General features: G+C 41.1%; 20 protein-coding genes. 6 read left to right on the forward strand and 14 right to left on the reverse strand.

Features of this window, described 5'->3' with window-relative positions:
* Positions 1 to 107 precede the first annotated feature (107 nt).
* From P3J6_RS14210 to P3J6_RS14230, 4 genes are all read left to right on the forward strand, one after another.
* The gene (locus P3J6_RS14210; protein ID WP_198523365.1) at positions 108 to 554 is read left to right on the forward strand and encodes a hypothetical protein; all 447 of its coding nucleotides are present in this window, start codon (positions 108 to 110) and stop codon (positions 552 to 554) included.
* Between the two features lie 485 nt (positions 555 to 1,039).
* Positions 1,040 to 1,318, forward strand: coding sequence for a hypothetical protein (locus P3J6_RS14215; protein ID WP_198523366.1), 279 nt, complete (start codon positions 1,040 to 1,042; stop codon positions 1,316 to 1,318).
* Between the two features lie 355 nt (positions 1,319 to 1,673).
* Positions 1,674 to 1,991 carry an antibiotic biosynthesis monooxygenase family protein gene (locus P3J6_RS14225; protein ID WP_198523367.1) on the forward strand — a complete coding sequence of 106 codons (318 nt, stop codon included), beginning with the start codon at positions 1,674 to 1,676 and terminating at the stop codon, positions 1,989 to 1,991.
* A gap of 119 nt (positions 1,992 to 2,110) precedes the next feature.
* On the forward strand, positions 2,111 to 3,319 hold the full coding sequence (locus tag P3J6_RS14230; protein WP_198523368.1) for a beta-propeller fold lactonase family protein: 1,209 nt from the start codon (positions 2,111 to 2,113) through the stop codon (positions 3,317 to 3,319).
* 257 nt (positions 3,320 to 3,576) lie between these two features.
* Here P3J6_RS14230 and queE read toward each other — a convergent pair whose 3' ends face one another.
* Positions 3,577 to 4,242 (reverse strand): 7-carboxy-7-deazaguanine synthase QueE, encoded by a 666-nt coding sequence (gene queE / locus P3J6_RS14235; RefSeq protein ID WP_198523810.1) that lies wholly within the window; start codon positions 4,240 to 4,242, stop codon positions 3,577 to 3,579.
* Positions 4,243 to 4,387: 145 nt separating this feature from the next.
* Between queE and queC the strand changes: the two genes are divergently transcribed.
* A complete protein-coding gene (gene queC / locus P3J6_RS14240) occupies positions 4,388 to 5,044 on the forward strand; it encodes a 7-cyano-7-deazaguanine synthase QueC (protein ID WP_008110177.1) in 657 nt (218 codons plus the stop codon).
* Positions 5,045 to 5,104: 60 nt separating this feature from the next.
* On the opposite strand, the gene P3J6_RS14245 is transcribed toward queC, so the two are convergent.
* On the reverse strand, positions 5,105 to 5,554 hold the full coding sequence (locus P3J6_RS14245) for a methyltransferase family protein (RefSeq protein WP_010388452.1): 450 nt from the start codon (positions 5,552 to 5,554) through the stop codon (positions 5,105 to 5,107).
* A 174-nt stretch (positions 5,555 to 5,728) separates the two neighbouring features.
* Here P3J6_RS14245 and P3J6_RS14250 point away from each other — a divergent pair, with 174 nt between their 5' ends.
* On the forward strand, positions 5,729 to 5,971 hold the full coding sequence (locus tag P3J6_RS14250; RefSeq protein ID WP_198523369.1) for a hypothetical protein: 243 nt from the start codon (positions 5,729 to 5,731) through the stop codon (positions 5,969 to 5,971).
* Positions 5,972 to 5,979: 8 nt separating this feature from the next.
* On the opposite strand, the gene P3J6_RS14255 is transcribed toward P3J6_RS14250, so the two are convergent.
* From P3J6_RS14255 to P3J6_RS14310, 12 genes are all read right to left on the reverse strand, one after another.
* Complete coding sequence (locus P3J6_RS14255) at positions 5,980 to 6,993, reverse strand: hypothetical protein (protein ID WP_138596403.1); 1,014 nt, start codon at positions 6,991 to 6,993, stop codon at positions 5,980 to 5,982.
* A 95-nt stretch (positions 6,994 to 7,088) separates the two neighbouring features.
* Positions 7,089 to 7,754, reverse strand: coding sequence for a tRNA (adenine(22)-N(1))-methyltransferase TrmK (locus P3J6_RS14260; protein ID WP_198523370.1), 666 nt, complete (start codon positions 7,752 to 7,754; stop codon positions 7,089 to 7,091).
* A gap of 8 nt (positions 7,755 to 7,762) precedes the next feature.
* Positions 7,763 to 8,692 (reverse strand): class I SAM-dependent methyltransferase, encoded by a 930-nt coding sequence (locus P3J6_RS14265; protein ID WP_198523371.1) that lies wholly within the window; start codon positions 8,690 to 8,692, stop codon positions 7,763 to 7,765.
* A complete protein-coding gene (gene uvrB / locus P3J6_RS14270) occupies positions 8,693 to 10,687 on the reverse strand; it encodes an excinuclease ABC subunit UvrB (RefSeq protein ID WP_198523372.1) in 1,995 nt (664 codons plus the stop codon).
* Positions 10,684 to 12,063, reverse strand: coding sequence for an MATE family efflux transporter (locus tag P3J6_RS14275; RefSeq protein ID WP_198523373.1), 1,380 nt, complete (start codon positions 12,061 to 12,063; stop codon positions 10,684 to 10,686). Before P3J6_RS14275 ends, uvrB begins: the two co-directional genes overlap by 4 nt.
* A 718-nt stretch (positions 12,064 to 12,781) precedes the next feature.
* On the reverse strand, positions 12,782 to 13,006 hold the full coding sequence (locus P3J6_RS14280; RefSeq protein WP_198523374.1) for a hypothetical protein: 225 nt from the start codon (positions 13,004 to 13,006) through the stop codon (positions 12,782 to 12,784).
* Entirely contained in the window at positions 12,999 to 14,738 is a 1,740-nt protein-coding gene (locus P3J6_RS14285; RefSeq protein WP_198523375.1) for a hypothetical protein, read from the reverse strand. The genes P3J6_RS14280 and P3J6_RS14285 overlap by 8 nt, the downstream gene beginning before the upstream one ends.
* Entirely contained in the window at positions 14,738 to 15,058 is a 321-nt protein-coding gene (locus P3J6_RS14290) for a hypothetical protein (protein WP_198523376.1), read from the reverse strand. The genes P3J6_RS14285 and P3J6_RS14290 overlap by 1 nt, the downstream gene beginning before the upstream one ends.
* Positions 15,058 to 16,017: a hypothetical protein gene (locus P3J6_RS14295; RefSeq protein ID WP_198523377.1), complete on the reverse strand. Its 960-nt coding sequence runs from the start codon at positions 16,015 to 16,017 to the stop codon at positions 15,058 to 15,060. Before P3J6_RS14295 ends, P3J6_RS14290 begins: the two co-directional genes overlap by 1 nt.
* A 3-nt stretch (positions 16,018 to 16,020) precedes the next feature.
* Positions 16,021 to 18,132, reverse strand: coding sequence for a hypothetical protein (locus P3J6_RS14300; RefSeq protein WP_198523378.1), 2,112 nt, complete (start codon positions 18,130 to 18,132; stop codon positions 16,021 to 16,023).
* 10 nt (positions 18,133 to 18,142) lie between these two features.
* Entirely contained in the window at positions 18,143 to 18,505 is a 363-nt protein-coding gene (locus P3J6_RS14305; RefSeq protein ID WP_198523379.1) for a hypothetical protein, read from the reverse strand.
* On the reverse strand, positions 18,502 to 22,077 hold the full coding sequence (locus tag P3J6_RS14310) for a tape measure protein (protein WP_198523380.1): 3,576 nt from the start codon (positions 22,075 to 22,077) through the stop codon (positions 18,502 to 18,504). The genes P3J6_RS14305 and P3J6_RS14310 overlap by 4 nt, the downstream gene beginning before the upstream one ends.
* Positions 22,078 to 22,152 lie beyond the last annotated feature (75 nt).

Raw genomic sequence — 22,152 nt, forward strand, 5'->3', positions numbered from 1 at the left:
TAAAAGCGTTGCTCAAGGGCAACGCTTTTTTGTATTTATCGCTTTAGTACTTTAGCATTCCTGCCGATAGCTAAATTGGTAACGAATAACATTATGGATAATTAACCGTGATACAGCTAAATAAACACTCAGCCTTTGACGTTAAAATTGCAGCAGAAAAAATAAATGCTGCACAACAAACAAAAGAAACAACTAAAAATAAGGACAACGCTGATTATCAATTATCAGACAGAGAGCGTAATAAACTCTCGGGAAAAGAGGCTGATCAAAACGTTGAAAAAACCACAAATTCAGAAATGCCTGAATATATTGCAAAAATGATAGAGCAACTTAAAGAGCTCAAACAGCTGCTTGAAGAACAAAAAGAACAACTCACTCAATTACAAGCTCAATCGGACCAAGAAGACGAGGCTATACAGGCACAAATTGAAGCACAAGCAAACATCGTTTCATCAACACAATCTCAAGTAGTCGCGCTGGTGCAAATGATTAGCCAAGCCATGAAAGATGCAGGTATTACAGACGCTGGCGCACTTGTCAGTGCCATTGTTTGAATTTTCAGAAACAGCCATTCAGTTTTACATTAATCCACTTTATTAGTAGCGTTTTTATTTTACCTTCGGCTTAATATTTCAATGGTAAATACGTCTACCCTAGCGATTAAAAATTACGTTATGCACTAAGTTTTAAGTTTTAAACTGTTCAAGAAGATTATTATTGTTGTGACAGTACATTTAAAAATTAGTAATTTACTTAACCCCTGAAACGTATTTTATTTTTATATTGCTCATTAATTTGATTACCTAGTCGCGCATACTAGCCAGTTGAACTCACAGCGAGAACCTGTCATTCAGATGAGTCGTCATTAACTTAGTAAGAATAAGAGGAAAGTGTCCTCTGATAAAGCTGTTAGCCAACTGGAGATAATTTGGAGTATCAAGTTAGATACGACCCACATTAAGACCTTGCGAATTTAGCTCAATATCAACTTGATTGCATTGAGACAAAAAATAGTTCTGGTCACTCCAATGGTATCAGTATGGATATGCAAGCATGTTTAATCTCACATGCATTTCTGGCGGAGTCGTTAATAAATATGGCGGTTTTTGGCTTACTCCGAGAAAGCTTCAAAGAAAAGAAACCGTATCATTGGAAACGAAAAAAAGTTTTCTCGATTTTAAATGTCGAGCATATCGAAGGATTACATGAAGTCCTTGATGCACTTCAAGGTGCAAGAAATAGTTTGGCACATGCAAAGCCCGATAGATATGTATATGATCTGGGTGACAGTGAAGTCGAATTTGCAGTTTTTAAGTGACCTTATAATGAACTCTTGACGATTGAATTTCTTAATTATGCAAACTCAGCTCTCGATGAGCTTTCGTATGTAATGGGAAATAACGAGGACATAGAGGACTACGGGTTAATTACTTCTGCGGTTGAAGTTGGCTAGCAAATTCTTCAAGAACGATTCGCACGCGTGGCATTTTTACTATGCGTTGGTTTTAGTGGTTAAGGTAGTGTGCGGAAGCATTGGTATAGCAGTGAAAATGCTCTCTTTTGGCGAAGAGGCAAGAAAATTTCAGAGAACGATGTTAAAATTTCTAATGAGTCGTTCAAAAGGACAAAAAACCGATAACTTTTAACGAGGCGTTATATACTTAGGAGACCCAATGTCAGCTATCGCTAATACACCTAAACTTCCATATTTTGCTGTGATTTTCACTTCTACGCGAACTGAAGATGATAATGGCTACGGTGAAACGGCAAATAGGATGGTTGAGCTTGCTGAGCAACAACCTGGTTTTTTAGGCATAGAATCAGCTAGAGAAAATGTTGGTATAACTGTCTCCTACTGGGCAGATCTAGATTCAATTAAAAATTGGAAAGCTAACTCTGAGCACTTAGAAGCTCAAAAAACTGGTCGTAAGTCTTGGTATGATTCATTTAAAGTTCGTATCTCAAAAGTAGAGCGAGATTACGGCCTATAACAAGCGTATCAAATCTGACTCCGCAAGCTGTCGTTTTTGCAAAATACAAAGGCGAAGAAGTGCGCTAACTCGCTCCACAGTTTATACAGGCGCTATGTTCCTAAAAGAGTTTAAAATTAATGTTTAATAATAAAAAGATGATTGCACTTTTCTTCTTTGTGGGGCTTGTTAGCACCGATGCCTCTTATGCTAGTGGTATAGAAGACCTTCAGCTCATCCAAATACTAAAAGATGACGTTAACGACTTTGATGGCTTAGGTAATCCTAGGAGTGTTAAGGTTATTTCAGATAATTCAAAGGTTTTTGTTTCTAGTGGAGACGATAATGCTCTCGCTGTTTTTAATTTAGACGAAAATTTTCAGCTAACTTTTAGCCAAGTGTTCAAAAATACCGCCACCAACATAAACGGTTTAGAAGGCGCCTCTGGTGTTACCTATTTTGATCTCGGTAATGAAATAGTCGTTACTGGATTCTATGATGGCGCCTTAACCAAATTCTCTAGAAATAATAATAGTTACCGTTTTAATCAATTTATCAGTGACGGTCTAAGCTATGAAAGAGTGTTTGATAGTAATGTGCCAATAGGCAAACTTGATAGCCTTGGTCTTTTAGGCGCTTGGGATATCGTCAAGGCTAACAACGAAAAGCAGCTCTTCGTTGCAAGCTATATGAGTAACGCTATTTCTATTTTAGATGTAATGGAGGATAAAAAGGTTATTTTTAATAGAGTTATAAAAGACGCTAAGCCACTTAGTAATGATTTAGGGAAACCTATTGCCATAGCTTTATCTCCACTAAATAATGAGTTGTACGTCCTAGGTTTTGATGGTCATCAATTAACCATTTATGATAGAGACCCTAGCGGTGACTTATTAGCAAAACAAGTATTAAAAAATGACATTGCAGGTTTGAAGCAATTTATTAATCCACAAGAAATTGTTGTCTCACCAAATGGAAAATTTTTGTATGTTGCCTGTGCTGGGAGTAATTCTATTGTTGTTTTTCACAAATTGGATACCGGACAATTTACATTTTTACAGGCAATAAATAATTCGGATATTGGCGGTTCTGGCTTAGAGGGAGCAAGTAGCTTAGCGATATCGTCAGATGGCTTAAAAATATATGCAGCTGGGGAGTCGGGTAGCGGTCTATATTTATTTAGTGTGAAAGCTGATGGGCGACTTAGCTATAAGAATAAGCTAGTAAATGTGCATGATGATGAATTAAATGGAATCTCATCTATTACTCTTACCGATGATAATCGTCACTTATTGGTTGCGACTGGTAAAAGTAATTCGTTATTTGTCTTTAAAATAAAGACACATTAGACGTCGCGAAACATAAATAGTGTTACCCAGTCGGATTCGTATAGTTTGCTAAGCGCCACTTCACTTTGTATTTTAACGAACTACTTCTCGCCGCTTAAAACAACGCTCACAATGTCCGCTCGTGGCACTTTATAGTCTATGAAGCACCATTCAAAAAAATTTGAGACACTTTTTTGTTGGGTTTCGCTGCACTCAACCCAACCTACATAATATAACTTAACGCCGAGCAACTAAACGCTTACAGCTGCGCTTGCTCTTTAACTAATTCCCAAATACTTATGTACTTGAATTGATAAACGCCAGTTTTTGGCGATACAAGTATCAATGGCTAATTTAGTTGCCGACGTTTTTTGACTGATTGGCTGTAAATATACCAGTTTTGGGTTAACACCCGTGGCGGTAAATAACTCTTCTAACTCTTCTACGTGCTTTTGCATGGCAATCGGATGTTTAATTTCATCGGCGCGTTGCATAGCACTGCTCAATACTTTGTAACCACCACGCATATTAATTTTTGGCGATACCGTAACCCACGTTTGGGCAGGGGCGAGAATTTCAAAGGTGCCACTGGTTTCTATTTGCGTGCTAAAGCCATGCTCATGCAATAAATTACACACTGGGTTTAAATCGTACATGCAAGGTTCACCACCGGTGATCACAACATGCTTGGCAGTATAGCCACGGGATTTAAATAACTCCAGTACCTGTGAGGCACTGGCCTCAGCCCAATGATCAGAGTCGGCTTTTTTTTCTACCGTGTCATCTAGTGATACTTTATATACATTATCAACATCCCAGGTTTGTTTAGTGTCACACCACGAACATCCCACAGGGCAACCTTGCAGGCGTAAAAATATAGACGGCGTACCGGTAAAGCTCGCTTCACCTTGAATGGTTTCAAACACTTCATTAATTTTGTACAAAAGAAATCTCACTTACAACCTGACGGCAAAATTGTTACTATTAAAAATCGCAAAGCACGGTGCAAAAATTGTCATTTATGCCTTGGCCGTGTAGTATATCGCGCCCTGATATAAACCTCTATCAAAACTAAAGAGCAAACCACGTATGACGCAAAAAGTAGTTGTTATTTATTCCGGCGGTATGGACTCATTTACTGTATTAAATAAAGCCTTGCAGCAAGGCCATGATGTTTATGCCCTCTCGTTTGATTATGGTCAGCGTCATGTTAAAGAACTTAAAGTTGCCGCCAACGTATGTGAAAAGCTAAATGTCCCGCACAAAATTGTTGATATATCAGCAATTAATCAGCTTATTGGTGGTTCGTCGTTAACAGACGATATTGATGTGCCAGAAGGCCATTACGAAGAAGAAAGCATGAAAAGCACCATTGTGCCTAACCGCAATATGATTTTACTTTCCTTAGCGGTAGGTTATGCAGTGTCGCTTAAAGCGAGCAAAGTATATTACGGCGCGCATTCAGGCGATCATGCAATTTACCCTGACTGTCGTCCTGAGTTTGTTAAAAAGATGGATGATGTATGTCGTATTGCAAATTACGATGCAGTAGAAATTTTTAGCCCGTATTTAAACAATACTAAAATCGATATTTTAACCGACGGTATTAAAATGGGCTTAGACTACAGCCAAACATGGACCTGTTATAATGGTCGTGACAAAGCGTGTGGTAAATGTGGTGCCTGCCAAGAACGTTTAGAGGCCTTTGAGCTTAACAACGTGACTGACCCGCTTGAATATGAGTAAAGTTCAACGTTAATACACTAAAAGGCTACCAAGGGTAGCCTTTTTTGTTGCGATAAAGCGTTAAAGCCAGCGTTTTACTCGTGATTTATAATCGTCAAATTGCTCACCAAATAATTTGTGGAGTGCCCGTTCCTCTGGGATTATTTGAAATAAGGTAATGTAAGCAATAAACCCTGCTACACCTAAAAAAGCCCACATTGAACCCAGCCACACGCCCCAGCCTGCTAATATAAACGCAAAACCTAAATACATCGGATTACGAGAGAATTTATAAACACCTGAGGTAACTAAACTAGACGCTTGTTCTGGTTTGTTAGGTAGTACTGTTGTTTTAGCAAACCGGAAACTCACGACCCCAGCAATACAAAATATACACCCAGTAGCGACAAGTGCTAGCGAGAGATAAGTAATAAATGCGCTAAAATCAATCACGGTATAATGTGCAATCAGTGCCATTACAGCAGCAAAAAACACCACAACCACAACCGGTGGAATTTTATTATTTAACATACCTAGTCCTTGTATCGATTAAAAAACTTTATAATTACTATATGGTGACGTCACAAATAATAACAATGACTTATCAGATATTTATAAATACAAATAAAGTTACAATTAATTAGCTTTATGAGCGCTTAATTATGGTTATAATTTAAGCTTAAATAAAAGTTAAAGGAAGTAATTATGTCTGGCACAACAATGATAGTTCTCATTGTACTTATTTCTGTAGGTTCGGGAGTTATTTACGATATGTATAAAAAGCACCTTGAATTTAAACATAAAGTACAGGACAACAATCAAGACGCACACAAACAATTAGCTGAGGTAACCGCTCAAATGAGTGAACTTAAACAACGAGTACAAACACTTGAAGCCATTGTTACCGACTCAAGCTACAACGTAAAACAAGAAATAAACAAACTTTAATGTATACGTTACAAGTAATTTGGGTATAAATGTGCGTTTTCAGGCTGCTCAATGCCATGGGCAGCTAAAAAACCACCAATAGCTTGACCACACCCTTGTGGCGCTCGGCCACTGTCTATCTCAAAATTTAACTGATTCGCCTCTTGTTTACCCATTGAGCACAAACTAACTGAACTTGGCGAACGCATAGAAACACTTAACTCGCCTATTTGCTCCGCCTGTACATGCTTACAAAAACGTGCAAAACCTTGGTATTTAAAATGCTCGCTCACATAATCATTGCTTATAGCAACCAATGCGGCAATAAAACTATGTAAAAAGCTATTTGTTGTTGTATCCGGTGCTAAAAATGACAAAGTTTTGTTATTAAACTCACTCAGCTGGCAACTATCGCAATGAAGTTTTACCGTGTACACCTGCTCACCGGTGATTATAGCTTGGCAGTTAATTAGCTCTATTTGGTTATCCGCAAACACAAGGCGATCTATCAGCTCGTTCAATGAAATATTTTTAAACGATGTACTTTTAACAAGCTCGGGATTTTGTGCCATAACGGGTAAGTCATGATGATTATTAAATGGCGTACTGGTTGCGCCTTGGTGTTGCAGCTGAAAAAGCTCTCTTACCTCATGCTCACGCGCCACTTTTAACGCTAAAAATGCAGTTTGAATAAGCTCCGAGGTAGGCAGGTTCTGCTCTACCGGCCAACGGCGACCAAACAATAGTTTTTTTGCTTTATTATCAGCGCGATAATTGTCTGGGCTAAGTACTGCTACTTGCAAATAAACATCACTGTTTTTTTCAGCTGCTAACACACTAAAGTGGTTGGAAAAACTAATGTCGTTAAGCACTTCATTAACACTGGCCAGCGTATGCTTGTAACGCAAAAAATGCTGCGGAACAATCCAATTTTTATTAGCCAGTTGTACTAGGGGCGCATACGAAATAGGTTGCTCGTAACTGTGTTGCCATTTTTGCCCATCATCTAATAATGACTCAATTTTTGTGTTGTTATCTGACATATATAAACCAAATAAATCTGCCTAGCGGCAAGATATTAACTATGAAGCACTTTACGTAGTTAATCATAAAAAGCGATCACACTTTTTGGCAGTATTTAGCGTTCAAATACGCGTTGATACTCTGTTATAACTTTTTGATAGTAAACTCTATCTTTATTGAGCATTCGAGTATAATGGTCAAGCAATTGTTGCTGATATTGATGATGTTGAGGGTTATGTGTATCCCACATATGAGCCCCCGTTTTAGTAATAGTGCCGGTGGCATTAAAACTGACTTGTAGCACTTCGTAAAAACGCTTGTTTTCAACAATAATTTGCTCGCTATCGAGCTGCAAATTACACGCTTTTAAACCCGCACGTACTTTATAGAGGTGCATAATAGGGCAAATAATAAAACTTAGTTGTTTAAGGCTGTGCGGATTATTAGCAATAATTTGCTCAATGAGCTTTAAGCATAAATCGCCCCCTACCCCAGCAATAACAATTACTTGTTTGGCACTTGTTGGCAGTTTAATTTGCGCAACATCTTCGCAGCGCACTTGCCATGAAGGCAAAGACTTTCCTTGCTCAAATTGTTGTAGCGACTGCTCAAGCGCTTCCATTAACTCTGGAATAATATCAACAAAGTTTATTTGTTTGGCTATGCCGCGCTCAAGTAATGCCATACCTAAAAAGCCATGATCGCAACAACAATCCCAAACAATATCGTAAGACTGTGTAATTAACGAATTGATGGCGTTTAAACGTTTACTCAGTTTCATTTAACTCACTATGTTTTTGTTTTGTACACCAATGCTTTTAAGCTTTTATCGCTATCTATTTCAATAAAGCGATCGGTAGGTTCTAGGCGTTTAACAAACTCAATAGCACCTTGAGTATGCTCTTCAATAAGTGCTTTAAAATCGTTTTCTGTAAGCTCTGGGCTATTAGCGCATAGCAATAACTGTGTAGTATCGTTTAAAAGCTCAGGAAGTCTGCGCAGCACTTTTTGATAGTCTTTGGTTAAAATAAAACTGCCTTTTTGAAAACTGGGCGGATCAACAATAACTAAATCAAACGGTGCGGCTTTTTTTAGCTTACCAAACGACTTTAAAATATCGTGCGGTAAAAAACTGACCCCACGATCGACATTATTGAGTTGGTGGTTTTGCTTACCCACTTTTAACACACCTTTGCTCATATCCATGTTCATCACATGGTCTGCGCCGCCGTGCATAGCCGCAACCGAAAAGCCACAGGTATAAGAAAACAAATTAAGTACTTTGGCGTGCTTACTATTTTGCATGACAAACTCACGGCCTTTTCGCATATCAGGAAAAATACCGGTGTTTTGCTTACTCATTAAATCAACCAAAAAACGCACCCCGTTTTCGGCTACGCTATGACGAACTGGCAGTTGGCCGTGAACAAGGCTGTTATGACTTTGTAGCCCAGCTCGCTGTTGATACACCAATGCAGTAATTAACTCTGGGTGATGTTGTTGTGCCCATTGCCATAACGTATCAGTGAGTGCAGCGAGTGTTTCCTCGTCAATTTCACTGTATGACACCAAAAACAAACTTGGTGGGTAAAAGTCTAAGTTAATATGACTAAGCGCTTCCACACTGTGGCCACGCCCATGAAATACGCGGCAAAGCTCATTATCGGAAAAAGGCGTGCCTGCCAAAGCATTTATTAGAGGGGTAAAATCGGTTGTCATTTAATTAATCAACTGTTGTTGTAGTTCATGTATTTCGTCGCGCACTGAGGCGGCTTTTTCAAATTCTAAATCACTGGCATACGCATGCATTTTGGTTTCTAACTGCTTAATTTGCGTTGCAATTTCTTTAGCACTGAGGATTTTTTTAGAGTCTTTACGAATAAGCTGTAGATTGTCTTGCGGTGAGGCATCTTCACCTACATCCATTACATCAAGTATCTTTTTAACCAAGGCACTGGGCTCAATACCGTGCTTAACATTATAAGCGTGTTGTATTTCTCGGCGTCGGTCAGTTTCTTCAATGGCTTTGGCCATCGATTTAGTAACCTTGTCACCGTATAAAATAGCGCGACCATCAAGGTGGCGCGCAGCACGGCCTATTGTTTGAATAAGTGAGCGTGCTGAACGTAAAAAGCCTTCTTTATCGGCATCTAAAATAGCCACTAATGCAACTTCTGGCATATCTAAGCCTTCACGTAGTAAGTTAATGCCTACTAACACATCAAATACACCGGCACGTAAATCACGAATAATTTCTACCCGCTCTACGGTATCAATGTCAGAGTGTAAATAACGTACTTTTACATTGTGCTCACTCAGATAGTCGGTCAAATCCTCAGCCATACGTTTGGTAAGCGTGGTTACCAGCACTCGCTCTTTTGCTTCAACACATTTGTAAATTTCTGAGAGTAAATCATCAACCTGATCGCCTACCGGGCGCACTTCAATAACAGGGTCAAGTAAGCCTGTTGGACGAATAACCTGCTCTGCAACTTCGCCGTTGCTGCGCTCTAATTCAAAGTCGCCAGGGGTGGCCGATACATAAATGGTTTGTGGTGCAATGGCCTCAAACTCTTCAAAACGCAGTGGCCTGTTATCCATAGCTGAGGGCATTCTAAAACCATATTCAACGAGGTTTTCTTTACGGCTTCTATCGCCTTTATACATGGCACCAATTTGCGAGACGGTTACGTGCGATTCATCAATAATCATTAATGCGTCATCAGGTAAATAGTCCAGTAATGTTGGCGGTGGATCGCCAGGTGTACGCCCCGATAAATAACGGCTGTAGTTTTCAATACCAGAGCAATAACCAAGCTCGGTCATCATTTCTATATCGTATTGGGTACGCTGAGCTATGCGTTGCTCTTCTACTAACTTATTTGCGCTGAGCAATTGTGCTCTGCGCTCTTTGAGTTCGGCTTTAATTTTTTCTATGGCTTCGAGAATTTTTTCTCGTGGCGTTACATAGTGAGTTTTAGGATAAATAGTGGCACGTACTATGTGTTTTTCTACCGCACCGGTTAATGGGTCAAAAATACTTAAGCGTTCAACTTCGTCATCAAACATTTCTACACGCACTGCATAGGTGTCTGATTCAGCTGGAAATATATCAACTACTTCACCACGTACACGATATGTACCGCGACTAAAATCAATATCGTTTCGCGTATATTGTAGCTCTGCAAGGCGGCGCAGCATGTCACGTTGGTCGACCTTTTCACCTACTTTTAAAAGTAGCATCATTTTCATGTATGAATCAGGATCGCCCAAACCATAAATTGCCGATACTGACGCAACAATAATGGTATCGCGTCGCTCTAAAAGCGCTTTAGTGGCACTGAGTCGCATTTGCTCTATGTGTTCATTAATAGATGCGTCTTTTTCGATAAAGGTGTCGCTGGCTACCACATAGGCTTCAGGTTGGTAGTAATCGTAGTAAGATACAAAGTATTCAACCGCATTGTGTGGAAAAAATTCTTTCATTTCGCCATACAATTGAGCCGCTAAGGTTTTATTATGTGCCATAATAATAGTTGGCCGGTTTAAATCACTAATAATGTTAGCCATAGTGAACGTTTTACCGGTTCCCGTTGCGCCTAATAAGGTTTGCTGGGCCAGTCCGGCCTCTAAGCCTTCACACAACTGAGCAATAGCGGTTGGCTGATCCCCTGCGGGTTTAAATTTTGATACTAACTGAAAATGATCGCTCAATGACTACACTCCTGTAATGCTTGACTGCTTAACGCTTCAATTTCTTTCATAAACCACTTGTAGGCTACAAGGGCTGTGAATAAATTACCAATGGCCGCGCCAATAAACAAGCCGATTAAGCCTGCGAGTTCGTTTCCGATATACGCAAAGGGAATATAAAAAACAAACAATCGAATAACGCTTAAAACTAAGGCGTTCATGGGTTTGTGTAAAGCGTTAAACGAGGAGTTTGATAAAATGATCACTCCTTGCAAGCCATAACTTAAAGGAATGGTATAAATAAACAGCTTGATGACATCAACAACCGCTTGCTCTTTACCAAATATTTCACTAATGACGCCTGAAAAAATAATTAATACAATATAAATAACAAACTGCCACAACATTACAAACTTGAGCGTACCTAGATAGGCATCTTTTACGCGAGAAAAATGACTTGCCCCAAAATTTTGGCTAATAAAAGGTGGTAAGGTCATCGACAAAGCTAATACCACTAAACTCGCTATTGATTCTATTCGACTCCCTACCCCAAAAGCTGCCACAGCTTCGGGGCCATGATGAGCAACCAATGCAGTCATTACCGCCATAGCAACTGGGGTGAGCATGTTAGCACCCGCTGCCGGTAAACCAATTTTTAAAATTTTACGAATTGCACCAATAACAGTTTGTTTGCCCGCTTTTAAACTAAGCAACTGCTTTTTAGCAATTAATATGTATAAAATAATCGCCACTCCAACTGCCCAAGCTATAACACTGGCAATAGCAGCGCCTTTAATGCCTAATGCGGGAATGGGACCAAAGCCAAAAATCAGCATAGGATCGAGTACGGCATTTATAAGTCCAGCCCCCCCCATAATAATACTCGGTGTTTTAGTATCACCGCTCGCACGCAGTACAGAATTACCAATCATTGGGGTAATTAAAAACACACTGCCCAAAAACCAAATACCAATATACTGATGAATTAGCGGGAGTACTTGCTCCCCTGCCCCAAGCAACGTAAATATCGGATCAATCAATAAATAGCCACTAGCAGATAAAATTAATACTAATATTACCGCTACCAACAACGAAACACTGGCATCAAAACGCGCTTCTTCTATATTGTTACTGCCTAATGCTTTTGCAATAACCGCAGAAGTACCTATACCTAAACCAATTGCTAAACTGATTACAGTAAAAGTAACGGGAAATGTAAAACTCACCGCGGCAAGCGGCTCTGTACCCAATAAGCTAATAAAAAAAGTATCAACTATGTTGAACATCATTAAGGTTATCATCCCAAAAATCATTGGAACGGTCATTTTCTTTAGCGTAGGCAAGATTGGAGCGGTGAGTAAATCAGGGCGAGTATGTGATTGAGAATGTGCGCGCATAAAATAAATAAGCCTCTTTTACTGAACGGCATATTTTAAAGCATCCGAGCTGTTCAAGCCATGCTTTATTAAACCTAAACCATTTAATCCGCTTTTTATCAATAAACTATTATTTTTATGCTGTTGTAAATAAATTTCGCACAAACACATTAAAAACCAAATTAAATACATTTATATAACTTTTGCAACATTTAGCTTTTAGGTTTTGCTGATTTATTACACAGTTAGCGATAATGCTTTATCGTCACGAAAAATTTTATTTATCGTTTAGGTGGCTATCTAAGCTGAATCATAAGTCTTTGTTTTTAAGAACATAAAAAAAAAGCTTTTTAATACTTGAAATCGTTGTAGCGCCCTACAACGCTGGGGGTGCTGATGTTCTTAAAGTTTAATAAACAGAGTTATCCACAGAAACCGTGGATAACTCATTCAACCCCACGTTTATAAAGGGCTACAACGCGGTGCAAATTTAAAGGTGCTGTGATTTTTTTACGTTATCAATAAGCAAACAACGTTAAATGGAATTGTAACGCTTTGATATGTGTAGCCGCCGAGCAAAAATGGGTAATAGCACGGGTTTAGTTGGGTAAATGCAAATTACCCACGTAAGCCGCGCGGGTTATACTGGGTAAGCTAATTTAAATAAGTTGTTCAATAAGCAATCAATCCATTTAAAATAAAATTGAATTAAGAGCTTTAAACAGTTTTTAAATAGTGTTTAAACTTCAATCTCTGTGAAAGGTAATGTTGGAGCAGAACCAACAACACGTCCATTTTCAACATATACGGCTCCCTCTTGAACGCTATCGCCTAATACTACACTTTGACTGCTATCACTATACTCAACGAGTGTGGTACCGTTTGGGTTGACTGTGACTATGGTTGCTATTGTGCGTTGGGTTTTATCAAGTACTGAGCCTAGGCGGTTTAGTGTGTTAGACATTGCTGATCACCTTAATAGTTTGGCTTACCGTTATAGCGCCTTGCGCGTTAATAGAGGCGTTTATGGTTAGGCTGTCGCAGGTGGCTTTATATGTAGAATTGCTATAGGTAACACCTACTAACATACCTGGGCGAATGGGTGGTAAATCGGCTTTTATTTTAGTGCGCATTGTCGCTTGCTGCTTGTTACCACTGTTTGCTAACTCACACGTGCCGCGCTGCCTTGCTGCTTGGTTATCTGTTATTAGGCTGTCTACCACATCACTTGCAAACTTATCGCCTAACGTACCTGCACGCTTTATTTTACAGGCTACACCTTGCTGCTCGCCCCTTACAAATACTGCGTTATGCTCTTGGTTAATGGTTTGGCTTGTATTGTGCTCAAGTATGATTGAGTCGTTTAGTATTACATCGCATATAGCGCTTTCGGTGTCCCATGGCATTACAGGCCAAAGCGGCACAATAGATACCGTTTTGTTTGCGTTATCTATATCAAGCATTGCGCCTACCGATTTAGCCACGCTTAATAATGCTGCCGCTGGGGTTAAATTTGTATAGCTAAATGCCCCTGTTGGTATTGCGTAATCAATCATTTGATTGTCGAGTGACCAGCCCGTATTTATTAAAATATCAGACATGATCCCCGCAAGTGTTTTAGCCGTTGGGTTAGCGTAATTGGTAGCGCGGGCGTATGGTGCTGATAGTAAGGCAAAACGACTACGGCAGCTTGCGCTATAACTTGCATTTGCAAAGCTATTACTGGTGCTTGGCTGCTCGCAAATTACATAAAAATCGTAGCCATTTATTGAGATTTTAAGCTCTTGGCCCAGGGCACGATCAAAGTCGATACGCGAACAGAATTTAATGTTACATGTGGCGCTAAATTGACCGCGTGAAATAGAATAACTAACGCTGCTAATTAGTATTTTTAAGTCGTCTGATACACGCACACAATCGATAGTTGGCTGCATAATGTATGTATTCCTAATCTGGGGTTCAATGGGTATTTTTCGGTCAATAGTTGGTACATCGTCATCACCACGAACTAGGCCACCGGGTAAGCCCCAGTAACACACTTTATCGGGGTTGTTAAAACGCAAAACTAAGCGGCCATTGTGCATTTGTGCAGGCTCTGAAAATTCTAAATTTACATAGCCTTTAAACGGATGATTTCGCCAGTAACAAATGTATTGTTTGTCTGTTTCGCCGTAGTGTATTACCAGCTCATTTGACTCTAACAGCGGTTTAACATGCCAATGCTGATCACGTGATGTGGTTAAGGCTTCTGAGCTGTGCCAATGCGCTTTAAGCTCGGTTTGCTCAGCGTCTAATTGAGTTAACCAGTTAAAATCCTTTTCGTTATATTCAATTGCCATAGTAATAATGTAAGGCATTTGAATAACGTTTATAACATAGCCTGCATTACCCCATTTAATCGCGTTGTTTGCTGCCACTAGTGCAGCTTGGTGCCAATCAATAGTGCTTTGCTCATTTATGATTTCAGGCTGTTTAAACGCTGTTATAAACTCATTTTTAACACTATCGGTTTGCCATTGTAGTAAGTCGGTATTACTCAGTAGTTGTTCGTTAAACCAGTTTGAACCTACTTCAATACCTATATTTGCTTGCAGAAATGGTAATGTAGGATCAACTGGCCCCGTATCATCACCAAACCGCATTATTAAAGGTGATTTATTAACTTTGTATGGGCTAATAAAACGTAAGTTCAACATTAGGGTATTGGCTCGTATGGCTGAGGGTTGTTTGGATCAAAATCAATTAAATTAATAAGCATCAATTGCACATTATCTAAAATGGCCGCATTGAACTCGGAATTATCATCTAGCATCACACACATCAATGAACTTTCTTGCGAGTATTTAAGAGGCAATATTGCTTTAAAATTGTTGTTTAATACTTTTGAGTGCCTTATTAATTCACCTGTTGTGCGACTTAAAACTTGAAGTCTTTCACTTTTAGGGTCGCAATCAACGAGTAGAAACGATAGCGGAATTGGTTTTATATTGAGATAATTAACATTTATATAATGCATTACCACTCCTCCAAGTTTATCCAGCAACACCCTGTATTGCTATTAGCTGATGGCAATAGGTAATATGAAACCCCGTCAAGTTCCTTAATAACAGGCATTGCCTCCCCTCTATAACCAGGCGAGTTCGCCACAAAAGCACCTGGCAAAATTGCTCTTAAATATGGAAAGTTATTGTTTTGATATGGGCTAGAGTCATTTAAAAAGCTATTACCCATACATATATAAATTGGGAACAGTGCAGTTATGTTTGCAGGGCCATCATGGTTTCCTCTTACATGATAGTAATAGCCACAAACGCTAAACAGTGATGCTGGTTGGCTTGCATCTGTTCCATCTAGCTGGTTAATAAGCATAATATTTAAAGGTGACGATTCAGAAAGGCTATAAATAATCGTTTGAGTCCAAGTGTGATTTATTGTGTTTTTAGCACCTGAAAAAGCTATAAACTTTGCAGGGTCATTTGGGTATAAAGATTTCATATCACCTATAAAACACGCATTTGGCACCAGAGTATTTGCTCTATTAGAACCTGAGTTGTAAATATAATCTGAGTAGCAAAAAAAATAAAAAGCGGTAGCTGTTCCAATGATAAGCCATTTATTGTTTAAGTATTGGCCTGTAGAATATCTCGTTATTGGAAAATAATAACTTTTACGCGATTGGCTATCTTTGCTTGCGTAGTCTTGGCAACCAAATGCTTTTATATTAGTTCCTCCTACATCATCTAAAGCACTAAAAACAGCAACCCCACCACTACCGCCAAGTGAAATGTTATTTCTTAATGATAAAAACGGCGGGGATGCAATATCATCAACCACAGTCCAACCTAGCGATTCCTTAGAACCATACCCCTCTACTAAGCATTTTTTAAGCACGTTCATGTACTCGCTTGGTTTGCCGTCCACTATTTGCGGCGCGCCTACATCATCCCATCGATAAACTGTTACTGGTAAAGCCATAATTTAATCCTTATTTCCACGAAAACTTAACGTTGAATTGTCACGCACTATTTCAGAGTGCCCGGGTGATACTGAGCGTGTAACCATAATGGGTTTACTGGCGGCTATGGTTTCAAACAAAAACGCTTCACCAGGGTTTAATCCGGCACCAAATGCCGCTTTGCGTAATATGAAATACGGTGCGCCTGCAAAGCTGTTGATAGGTGTGCAGTCGTTTAAAATGTCACCGCTGTAAATGTTGCCAACAAACTCACCGATTACGTTATAAGCGGTTGTTGAGGTAAACACGATTGCCCAGCGCTGGGCTATTACACCGATGTTTGTAACCTCGATTGGGTATTGAGTGGTGTTAATTGCACTTGATGCACCCGCGCCAAAATCAGCAAAGTTATTTTGCCATGCAGCTAGTGTGCGCTCGTCTTTTGTTTGGGCTTGAAAGTCACCTAAAACCTGTACGCTGCTAAGTGTTGCACCAGCTGGATAAGCTCGGCTAAGGGGTGTTAGTAGGCTTATTTGATTGCCTTGTATTGCGTCAATCAATGCAAGCTCTGATTGAATAGCCGTTACTATGTAAGGGGCTGTAAAAGCGCTAATACCAGCATTTATGGTTAGCTCGCCTGTGGCGCTATCGTAGCTGTAGTTATCATCGGTTACAGACCAAAGGCTTGCGCCTGTGCTATCTACAATGTCGATAAAGTCGGCATCGGCCAATACGTTTAATACTTGGCCGCTCGTTAGTGTTGCAGCGTTTGACCGTGAACGATTTTGCACACTCACCGGTGTAAATTCGTGGAAAATACGCACATTACCGTTATTTGGTAGCGTTGAGGTATCAAAGCCGCCTGGTGGTGAGGGTACAGTGGTTACTTCCACTTGGTTGTAGTCGTAAGTAATAGATGCTGGCTTTACCCCTTGGCTAAACTCAATATCAACATAGCCCGTTTCGCTTACTGTGCCGGTGCAATTAGTGCCGGTAATATTGCCGCTTAAATCGCTTGATGCTGAGAACGTAGTGCCGGTTGCACTCTCGTAAGTGATATAAAGCGAGTCGCGCGCAAAGCTGCTGTCGGGTAACTGCCATTGTTTAGCGCTGATGGTACGATCACCTTTTTCTATAATCGCGCCGAGGTTTTCGGTAATTGTGCCGCTGTAGTCTACAGGGTCAATTTCAGTAATAACGCCTGTATCATAATTAATGGTCGCAAATACGTAACCGGCTGAAATAAAGCGCCCTTGACCATCATCTGTGTATATGGTTTCTTCGGTGGCTTTTTTAAGGCGCACATGGCCTTTTAAAACACGCTCACCCGCGCCTAGCGTAATAGTTTGGCTAGTCGTAAATGAGTGAAAACGTAAGTCCTGAGTAGACATATAAAAGAGCGTAAAATACTGGTCTTTGGTAACAGCTGGGTTAAGCGTGGCTGATATTGAATTACCCACACGGGTTAACTCTTCTTGAGTAAGCTTTTTAGTTATTGTTACTAGCCTATTCCCGCCAATTGAACCCTGCCCTGTGTAGGCTTGATACTGATATTCAGCATAAAAATTAGGGCTTTGAGTGAGTAAATCGGGCACCTCAATATTTACTTCTGATATTTTGCCATAGCTTAAAAGTCGCTTAGTTCTGTAAATGGCTAACTCTTCGGCTTGAGGACGCAGGCCAATTTTAGAGCTAACAGTTTTAATGCTTGGCGTTAACGAGCGGCTAACAGACTCAACGGTAAGCGATTGGCCTTGTGCAGCAACTTGGGCGGTTAATAAGCTCGTGCCGTGGTATTTGGTTGTTTCTGCTGAAAGTAAAGGCAGCATGTCGGCTACGGTGTCAGTGTCTTTTTGCTCTTGTGCTTCTACTAGCAGTACGTTTACAAGTGCATCGTCTGGTTGGTCACTTAAGAATATATGTGCATCTTGCAAGCGGCTTGCATCGTCTGTGCTAAGGGCTGGGTACAGCTTTACTAAATCAAACGATGAACGCGCATGATCAATGTCACTAATTGAGCTAAACACATCGTTAAGTTTACCGCTCACTATTGCATTGCTGGTACGGTGGCCACCAGCGTATAGCTCGTTACCAATGCGCTGTGGTTTAAATATTTTTAAATCGGTTCTAAGCATTATTTGGCCTTTAAACGGTTTTTAAACGTAGGTTTACGTTTTGGTAATGGGTTGGTGCTGCGTCTGAAAAGTAGGTATGTGGCGTGGCTTCTACTGCTTTTTGGGTGTGGTCCCAAACAACATTAAATACCGTGCCGCGTATAGTTATTTCAAAGGCATCAAGCGTGGTTTTTGCATGCTCAAGTAATGGATTAACTACGCTTGCCTGTTCAAAATCGCTGTATAAATTAATTGGGCGGCCTAGTGGTATAAGGGTTTTTTCTATGTGCTGCGCGCCGTTTAATGCGCGCTCTGCTTGCTCGGCAACCGGTATATAGTCGATTTCATCAAGCCATGTGAAATTATCTAATTGCTGTGCGTTAATAATAATCATTGGGTGTTACTCAACTGTTCTAGGCGTTGTAAAAACTGCTCTTCAAAATCGGCTAAAATACTGGCTGTTTGCCCACCTGGTAAAGCAAGTTCTAAGCGCACTGTTTTAGCGTTACTCGTACTTGGTTGCTGCTTTTTAAGTAGCGCAACAAGCTGGTTAACGGCGTTAGTAAGGCTGTTTAACTGAGTGTTAGAGGGACTGTAACTAGGCGTGTTATTGCTCGCTGGCGAATAGCTTGGGGTGCTGCTGTACGTTGGTGGTACATATTGCTGCACCGCTTTTTGAGCTGTTTGTTGCGCTTTTAGCGCGTTTCGCTGTGCGTTAATGGCCGCATTTAATGTGCTTTTTTGCTCACGTGTTAAATACGTAAGTTGCTTATTAATTTTATTGTATAAATCGCTAAGGGCCGCGCTGGTGCTGGCGTTATCTATTTGGCTGCTAAATTTACCAAACTGGCTATTAGAAAAACCCTCATTAGCACGTTTCGCTTTTTCGTCACGTATGGCCTTGGTGTCTAGGTCGTATGCGCCTGTGCCGTTTTTTTCTTGGTAGTCTACAACATCGCTTACACTGGCTCGCTGTTCTGAGTTATAACGCCCTACACTAGTAGCGGCTGTGCTTGCTGAACGTGATACACGGTCTAACTCGTCGCGCTGCTCACGTAGGCTTTTAGTTGCAAATTCGTTAGCTTTTACTTGGTCGTTAGTGGCTTGCGTAGCTGCGCGGGTAGATGCTGTGGCCGCATCTTGAGCGCCTTTAAAATCGCCCAATAAGTTATTTACAACGGCTAATACATCGCCCAAACGCTCTTTTTGATAGTTGTATTCTTGGGCTGTTAACGTACCTGCTGAGTAACGATCGTTTAAGCGGGCTAATTCATCTGTTAGCCGGCTGTGCTCTCTTTGTAATTGTCCTAGGCTTGCCAGTTCTAACTGCTGAACACGGTTTAAGTCGGTGGTTTGGTCGGTTAAGCGTTGCTGCTGAATAGTAAGCGCGGCTTGGGCTTGGGCTTTTTGTTCTGCGGTGGCCGTGCTGCTTGCCATTACTTGCTGATTAGTAATGATTGCCGCACGGGTTTGATCAAGCTCACGGGCAAAGCGATTAACCGCGTCGCTGTTTGTGTCAGTAACAGGCTTAAGGGCATTAGCTTTTTCAATGAGCTTATCTAGCTCTTTAGTTAGGCCCAATGCAGCTGCTGCGGCTTGAATGCTCGCGGGTATAGTTTTATCTGTTGCATCTGCGGCAGCTATAGCAGCCTCTGCCCATTTTAAATATGCCTGGCGTTGTATGCCTAACGGCTGCTCGGATTGCTGCATTAGCTCGTAAGCAGCGCGCAGCTTATTAGCTGTATCGTCTAGGGCTTTGGTTGAGGTTAAACCAAGCTCTTTGTAGGCTTTTTCAACATCGCCAGCAAATACCTTTTGGCGCTCAAGCATTGCGCCGTGCTCTTCGAATTTAATTTGTAGGGCATCTAAAATAGCCAACTGGCCTTGGTACTGCTCACCCGCGCCTTGTATTGCCACACGGGCAGACTCAATGCTTTGAATAAAGCCATCAACCCCAACGGTTACACCGTCCATGGCTGTTGCTTGTTGCTCTAATGACGCTATGGTTTTAAGGGCTTCGGGTAGCGATAAGCTTAAAAACGCCTGGCGCTGCTTTTCAGCTTCTAGGGTTTTAGCGGTGGCCTCGGCTAGCTTTTGTTGCTGGTACTCAACATTTATATACTGCTGGTTTGCCTCATCCCAAATAAGTGTGCCGGCTTCTATTAGCGCGTCTAACTCGGTCATGTTGGTAATAACTAAACCAGTAGAATTAGATAAATACTTTAGCTCGTCAGCAAGTAACTGGGCTTGTTGGGCTGATTGCTGCTTAGATTTGCGCAGCGCTTCTTCTGCTACTAGCAGGTCTTTGTATAGTAAACCTACGTCTATTAACTCGGTAATTAACCAGGTGTATAAGCCGGCTTTGCCCACGGCTTTTAAGGCCATGCCCCACTTACCCGCTGCAATGCCTGCGGCATTAGTGGCTACGGTGGTAGCGCCTATAGCTGCTTGGTAGGTTCTTAGCGATGCAATGGCCGTAGTAGCGCCGCTGATCACACTACTAAAATAGGTACCTACTTTAAGGGCTAACCATACTTTGGCTACGGTGGCTATTTCTTCGCGGTATTCGTACATGGTAGTAACGGTGTTTTGTATTGCTTTACCCGTGCTTACGATGGCGTCACTAATTTGCTGCGCCCATTCTTTTAAACGGCCATCTTTCGCCATGGCTGCAAATTCGGTATTAAGGGCGGTTATTTGCCCTTTTAACCACTCCATAGCGCCACTTTGCGCTATAAGGTTATAAAACTGGGCCATGTTGTCTTTAGCGTTAGATACCTGCCCACTAAATAACGCCATTTGCGCAGCTGCTGAACCAACGCTACTACGCCCCATTTCATCAATTAAGCCTTTAATTACATCGCGGCCTAACTTACCTGCTGTAGATAATTGCTGTAACTCTTGTACGTTTTTGCCGGTTGATTTTTGCAGTAAATCCCATACGGGTATACCACGTTCAACCAGCTGAAGTATTTCCTCGCCTTGTAATTTTTGTTTTGCCCATGCTTGGCCTAATGCCAGGCTTACACCTTGCACCTCTTGGAACCCACCGCCCAGCTTTAATGCTTGGTCGGTAATAGACTGCAAGGTGCCATCCATTGGATCAAGGCCAAACGCTTTAAGTTTTACAAACGCCTGGCTTACTTCGTCCATTTGTAACGGGGTTTTTAACGTAAAGTCTTTTACCCATGCAGTGGCTTTATCACCTGCGGCAATGCTGCCCATAAGCCCCTGCATTTGTACGCCTAGCTTTTCAAACTTATCACCGGTGCTAAATACTTGGCTTACTGCTTGGGCTACTCGATCAAGGCCAACATACGCGGCGGCCAATGCGGTAACTTTGCCTATTACACCGTCTAGGCTTTGTGCTTGGGCACGTTGCGCTGTAGTGCCTTGGCGTAGCTCATTGCTAAACTTATCGACTGAGCGGCCTGTTTTATCAAACTGAGCTGCTAAATCGCGCTTTGCGGCACGTAAGTTATTCGTGTTTACGTCTGACTTTTTAAGGGCATTTTGTAGTGCGGTGTGCTTACTTGTTTGCTGGGTAAGCTCGGTGCGCATTTGTGTTAGGTCTTTTTCTGCGGCGTCGAGTGAGCGCGCAAGTTGCACAAATGGCTTATCGGTGTTTTTGGCTTCGGTTTGTAATTGTTCTAATGCGCGTGCAGCTGCTGCGGTGGCAATTTCTTGTTGTTCTAATTTTTGCTTTGACTGCTCAAACGCACGTATTAGATCAGCTTGGTTAGCTAATCCGTCTAATTCGTTGGCAAGTTTACCCGCTGTTTGGCTGGTTTGTTTTGCACTTGTATCGGTTTGGTTTAACGACTCACTGAGCTTATCAGCGGCAGGATTAGCAGCATCGGCGCTTTGCTCAATATTTTTAAGCTCTGTTACCAGTTGCTCAATATTTTGCTTGCCTGTGGCCTCAGCAACTATGCGCAGGGCTAATTCTAAGGTTTTATCTGCCATGGTGTTAACTCAGTTTAAACAAGGTTTAAATGGGGATAAAGGGGCAAACAATGCCCCTTTATAAATACGCTTAAT

The organism is Pseudoalteromonas sp. 3J6, from assembly GCF_903995135.1.
Classification (GTDB): Bacteria; Pseudomonadota; Gammaproteobacteria; order Enterobacterales; family Alteromonadaceae; genus Pseudoalteromonas.

Excerpts from the sequence above, each read along its gene's own strand:
- P3J6_RS14225 (WP_198523367.1), top strand. The coding sequence starts at position 1,674 with ATGTCAGCTATCGCTAATACACCTAAACTTCCATATTTTGCTGTGATT.
- P3J6_RS14300 (WP_198523378.1), bottom strand. The coding sequence starts at position 18,132 with ATGCTTAGAACCGATTTAAAAATATTTAAACCACAGCGCATTGGTAAC.
- P3J6_RS14285 (WP_198523375.1), bottom strand. The coding sequence starts at position 14,738 with ATGTTGAACTTACGTTTTATTAGCCCATACAAAGTTAATAAATCACCT.
- P3J6_RS14275 (WP_198523373.1), bottom strand. The coding sequence starts at position 12,063 with ATGCGCGCACATTCTCAATCACATACTCGCCCTGATTTACTCACCGCT.
- queC (WP_008110177.1), top strand. The coding sequence starts at position 4,388 with ATGACGCAAAAAGTAGTTGTTATTTATTCCGGCGGTATGGACTCATTT.
- P3J6_RS14290 (WP_198523376.1), bottom strand. The coding sequence starts at position 15,058 with ATGCATTATATAAATGTTAATTATCTCAATATAAAACCAATTCCGCTA.
- P3J6_RS14255 (WP_138596403.1), bottom strand. The coding sequence starts at position 6,993 with ATGTCAGATAACAACACAAAAATTGAGTCATTATTAGATGATGGGCAA.
- P3J6_RS14230 (WP_198523368.1), top strand. The coding sequence starts at position 2,111 with ATGTTTAATAATAAAAAGATGATTGCACTTTTCTTCTTTGTGGGGCTT.
- P3J6_RS14305 (WP_198523379.1), bottom strand. The coding sequence starts at position 18,505 with ATGATTATTATTAACGCACAGCAATTAGATAATTTCACATGGCTTGAT.
- P3J6_RS14215 (WP_198523366.1), top strand. The coding sequence starts at position 1,040 with ATGGATATGCAAGCATGTTTAATCTCACATGCATTTCTGGCGGAGTCG.
- P3J6_RS14245 (WP_010388452.1), bottom strand. The coding sequence starts at position 5,554 with ATGTTAAATAATAAAATTCCACCGGTTGTGGTTGTGGTGTTTTTTGCT.
- P3J6_RS14265 (WP_198523371.1), bottom strand. The coding sequence starts at position 8,692 with ATGACAACCGATTTTACCCCTCTAATAAATGCTTTGGCAGGCACGCCT.
- P3J6_RS14295 (WP_198523377.1), bottom strand. The coding sequence starts at position 16,017 with ATGGCTTTACCAGTAACAGTTTATCGATGGGATGATGTAGGCGCGCCG.
- P3J6_RS14280 (WP_198523374.1), bottom strand. The coding sequence starts at position 13,006 with ATGTCTAACACACTAAACCGCCTAGGCTCAGTACTTGATAAAACCCAA.
- P3J6_RS14310 (WP_198523380.1), bottom strand. The coding sequence starts at position 22,077 with ATGGCAGATAAAACCTTAGAATTAGCCCTGCGCATAGTTGCTGAGGCC.
- P3J6_RS14250 (WP_198523369.1), top strand. The coding sequence starts at position 5,729 with ATGTCTGGCACAACAATGATAGTTCTCATTGTACTTATTTCTGTAGGT.
- P3J6_RS14260 (WP_198523370.1), bottom strand. The coding sequence starts at position 7,754 with ATGAAACTGAGTAAACGTTTAAACGCCATCAATTCGTTAATTACACAG.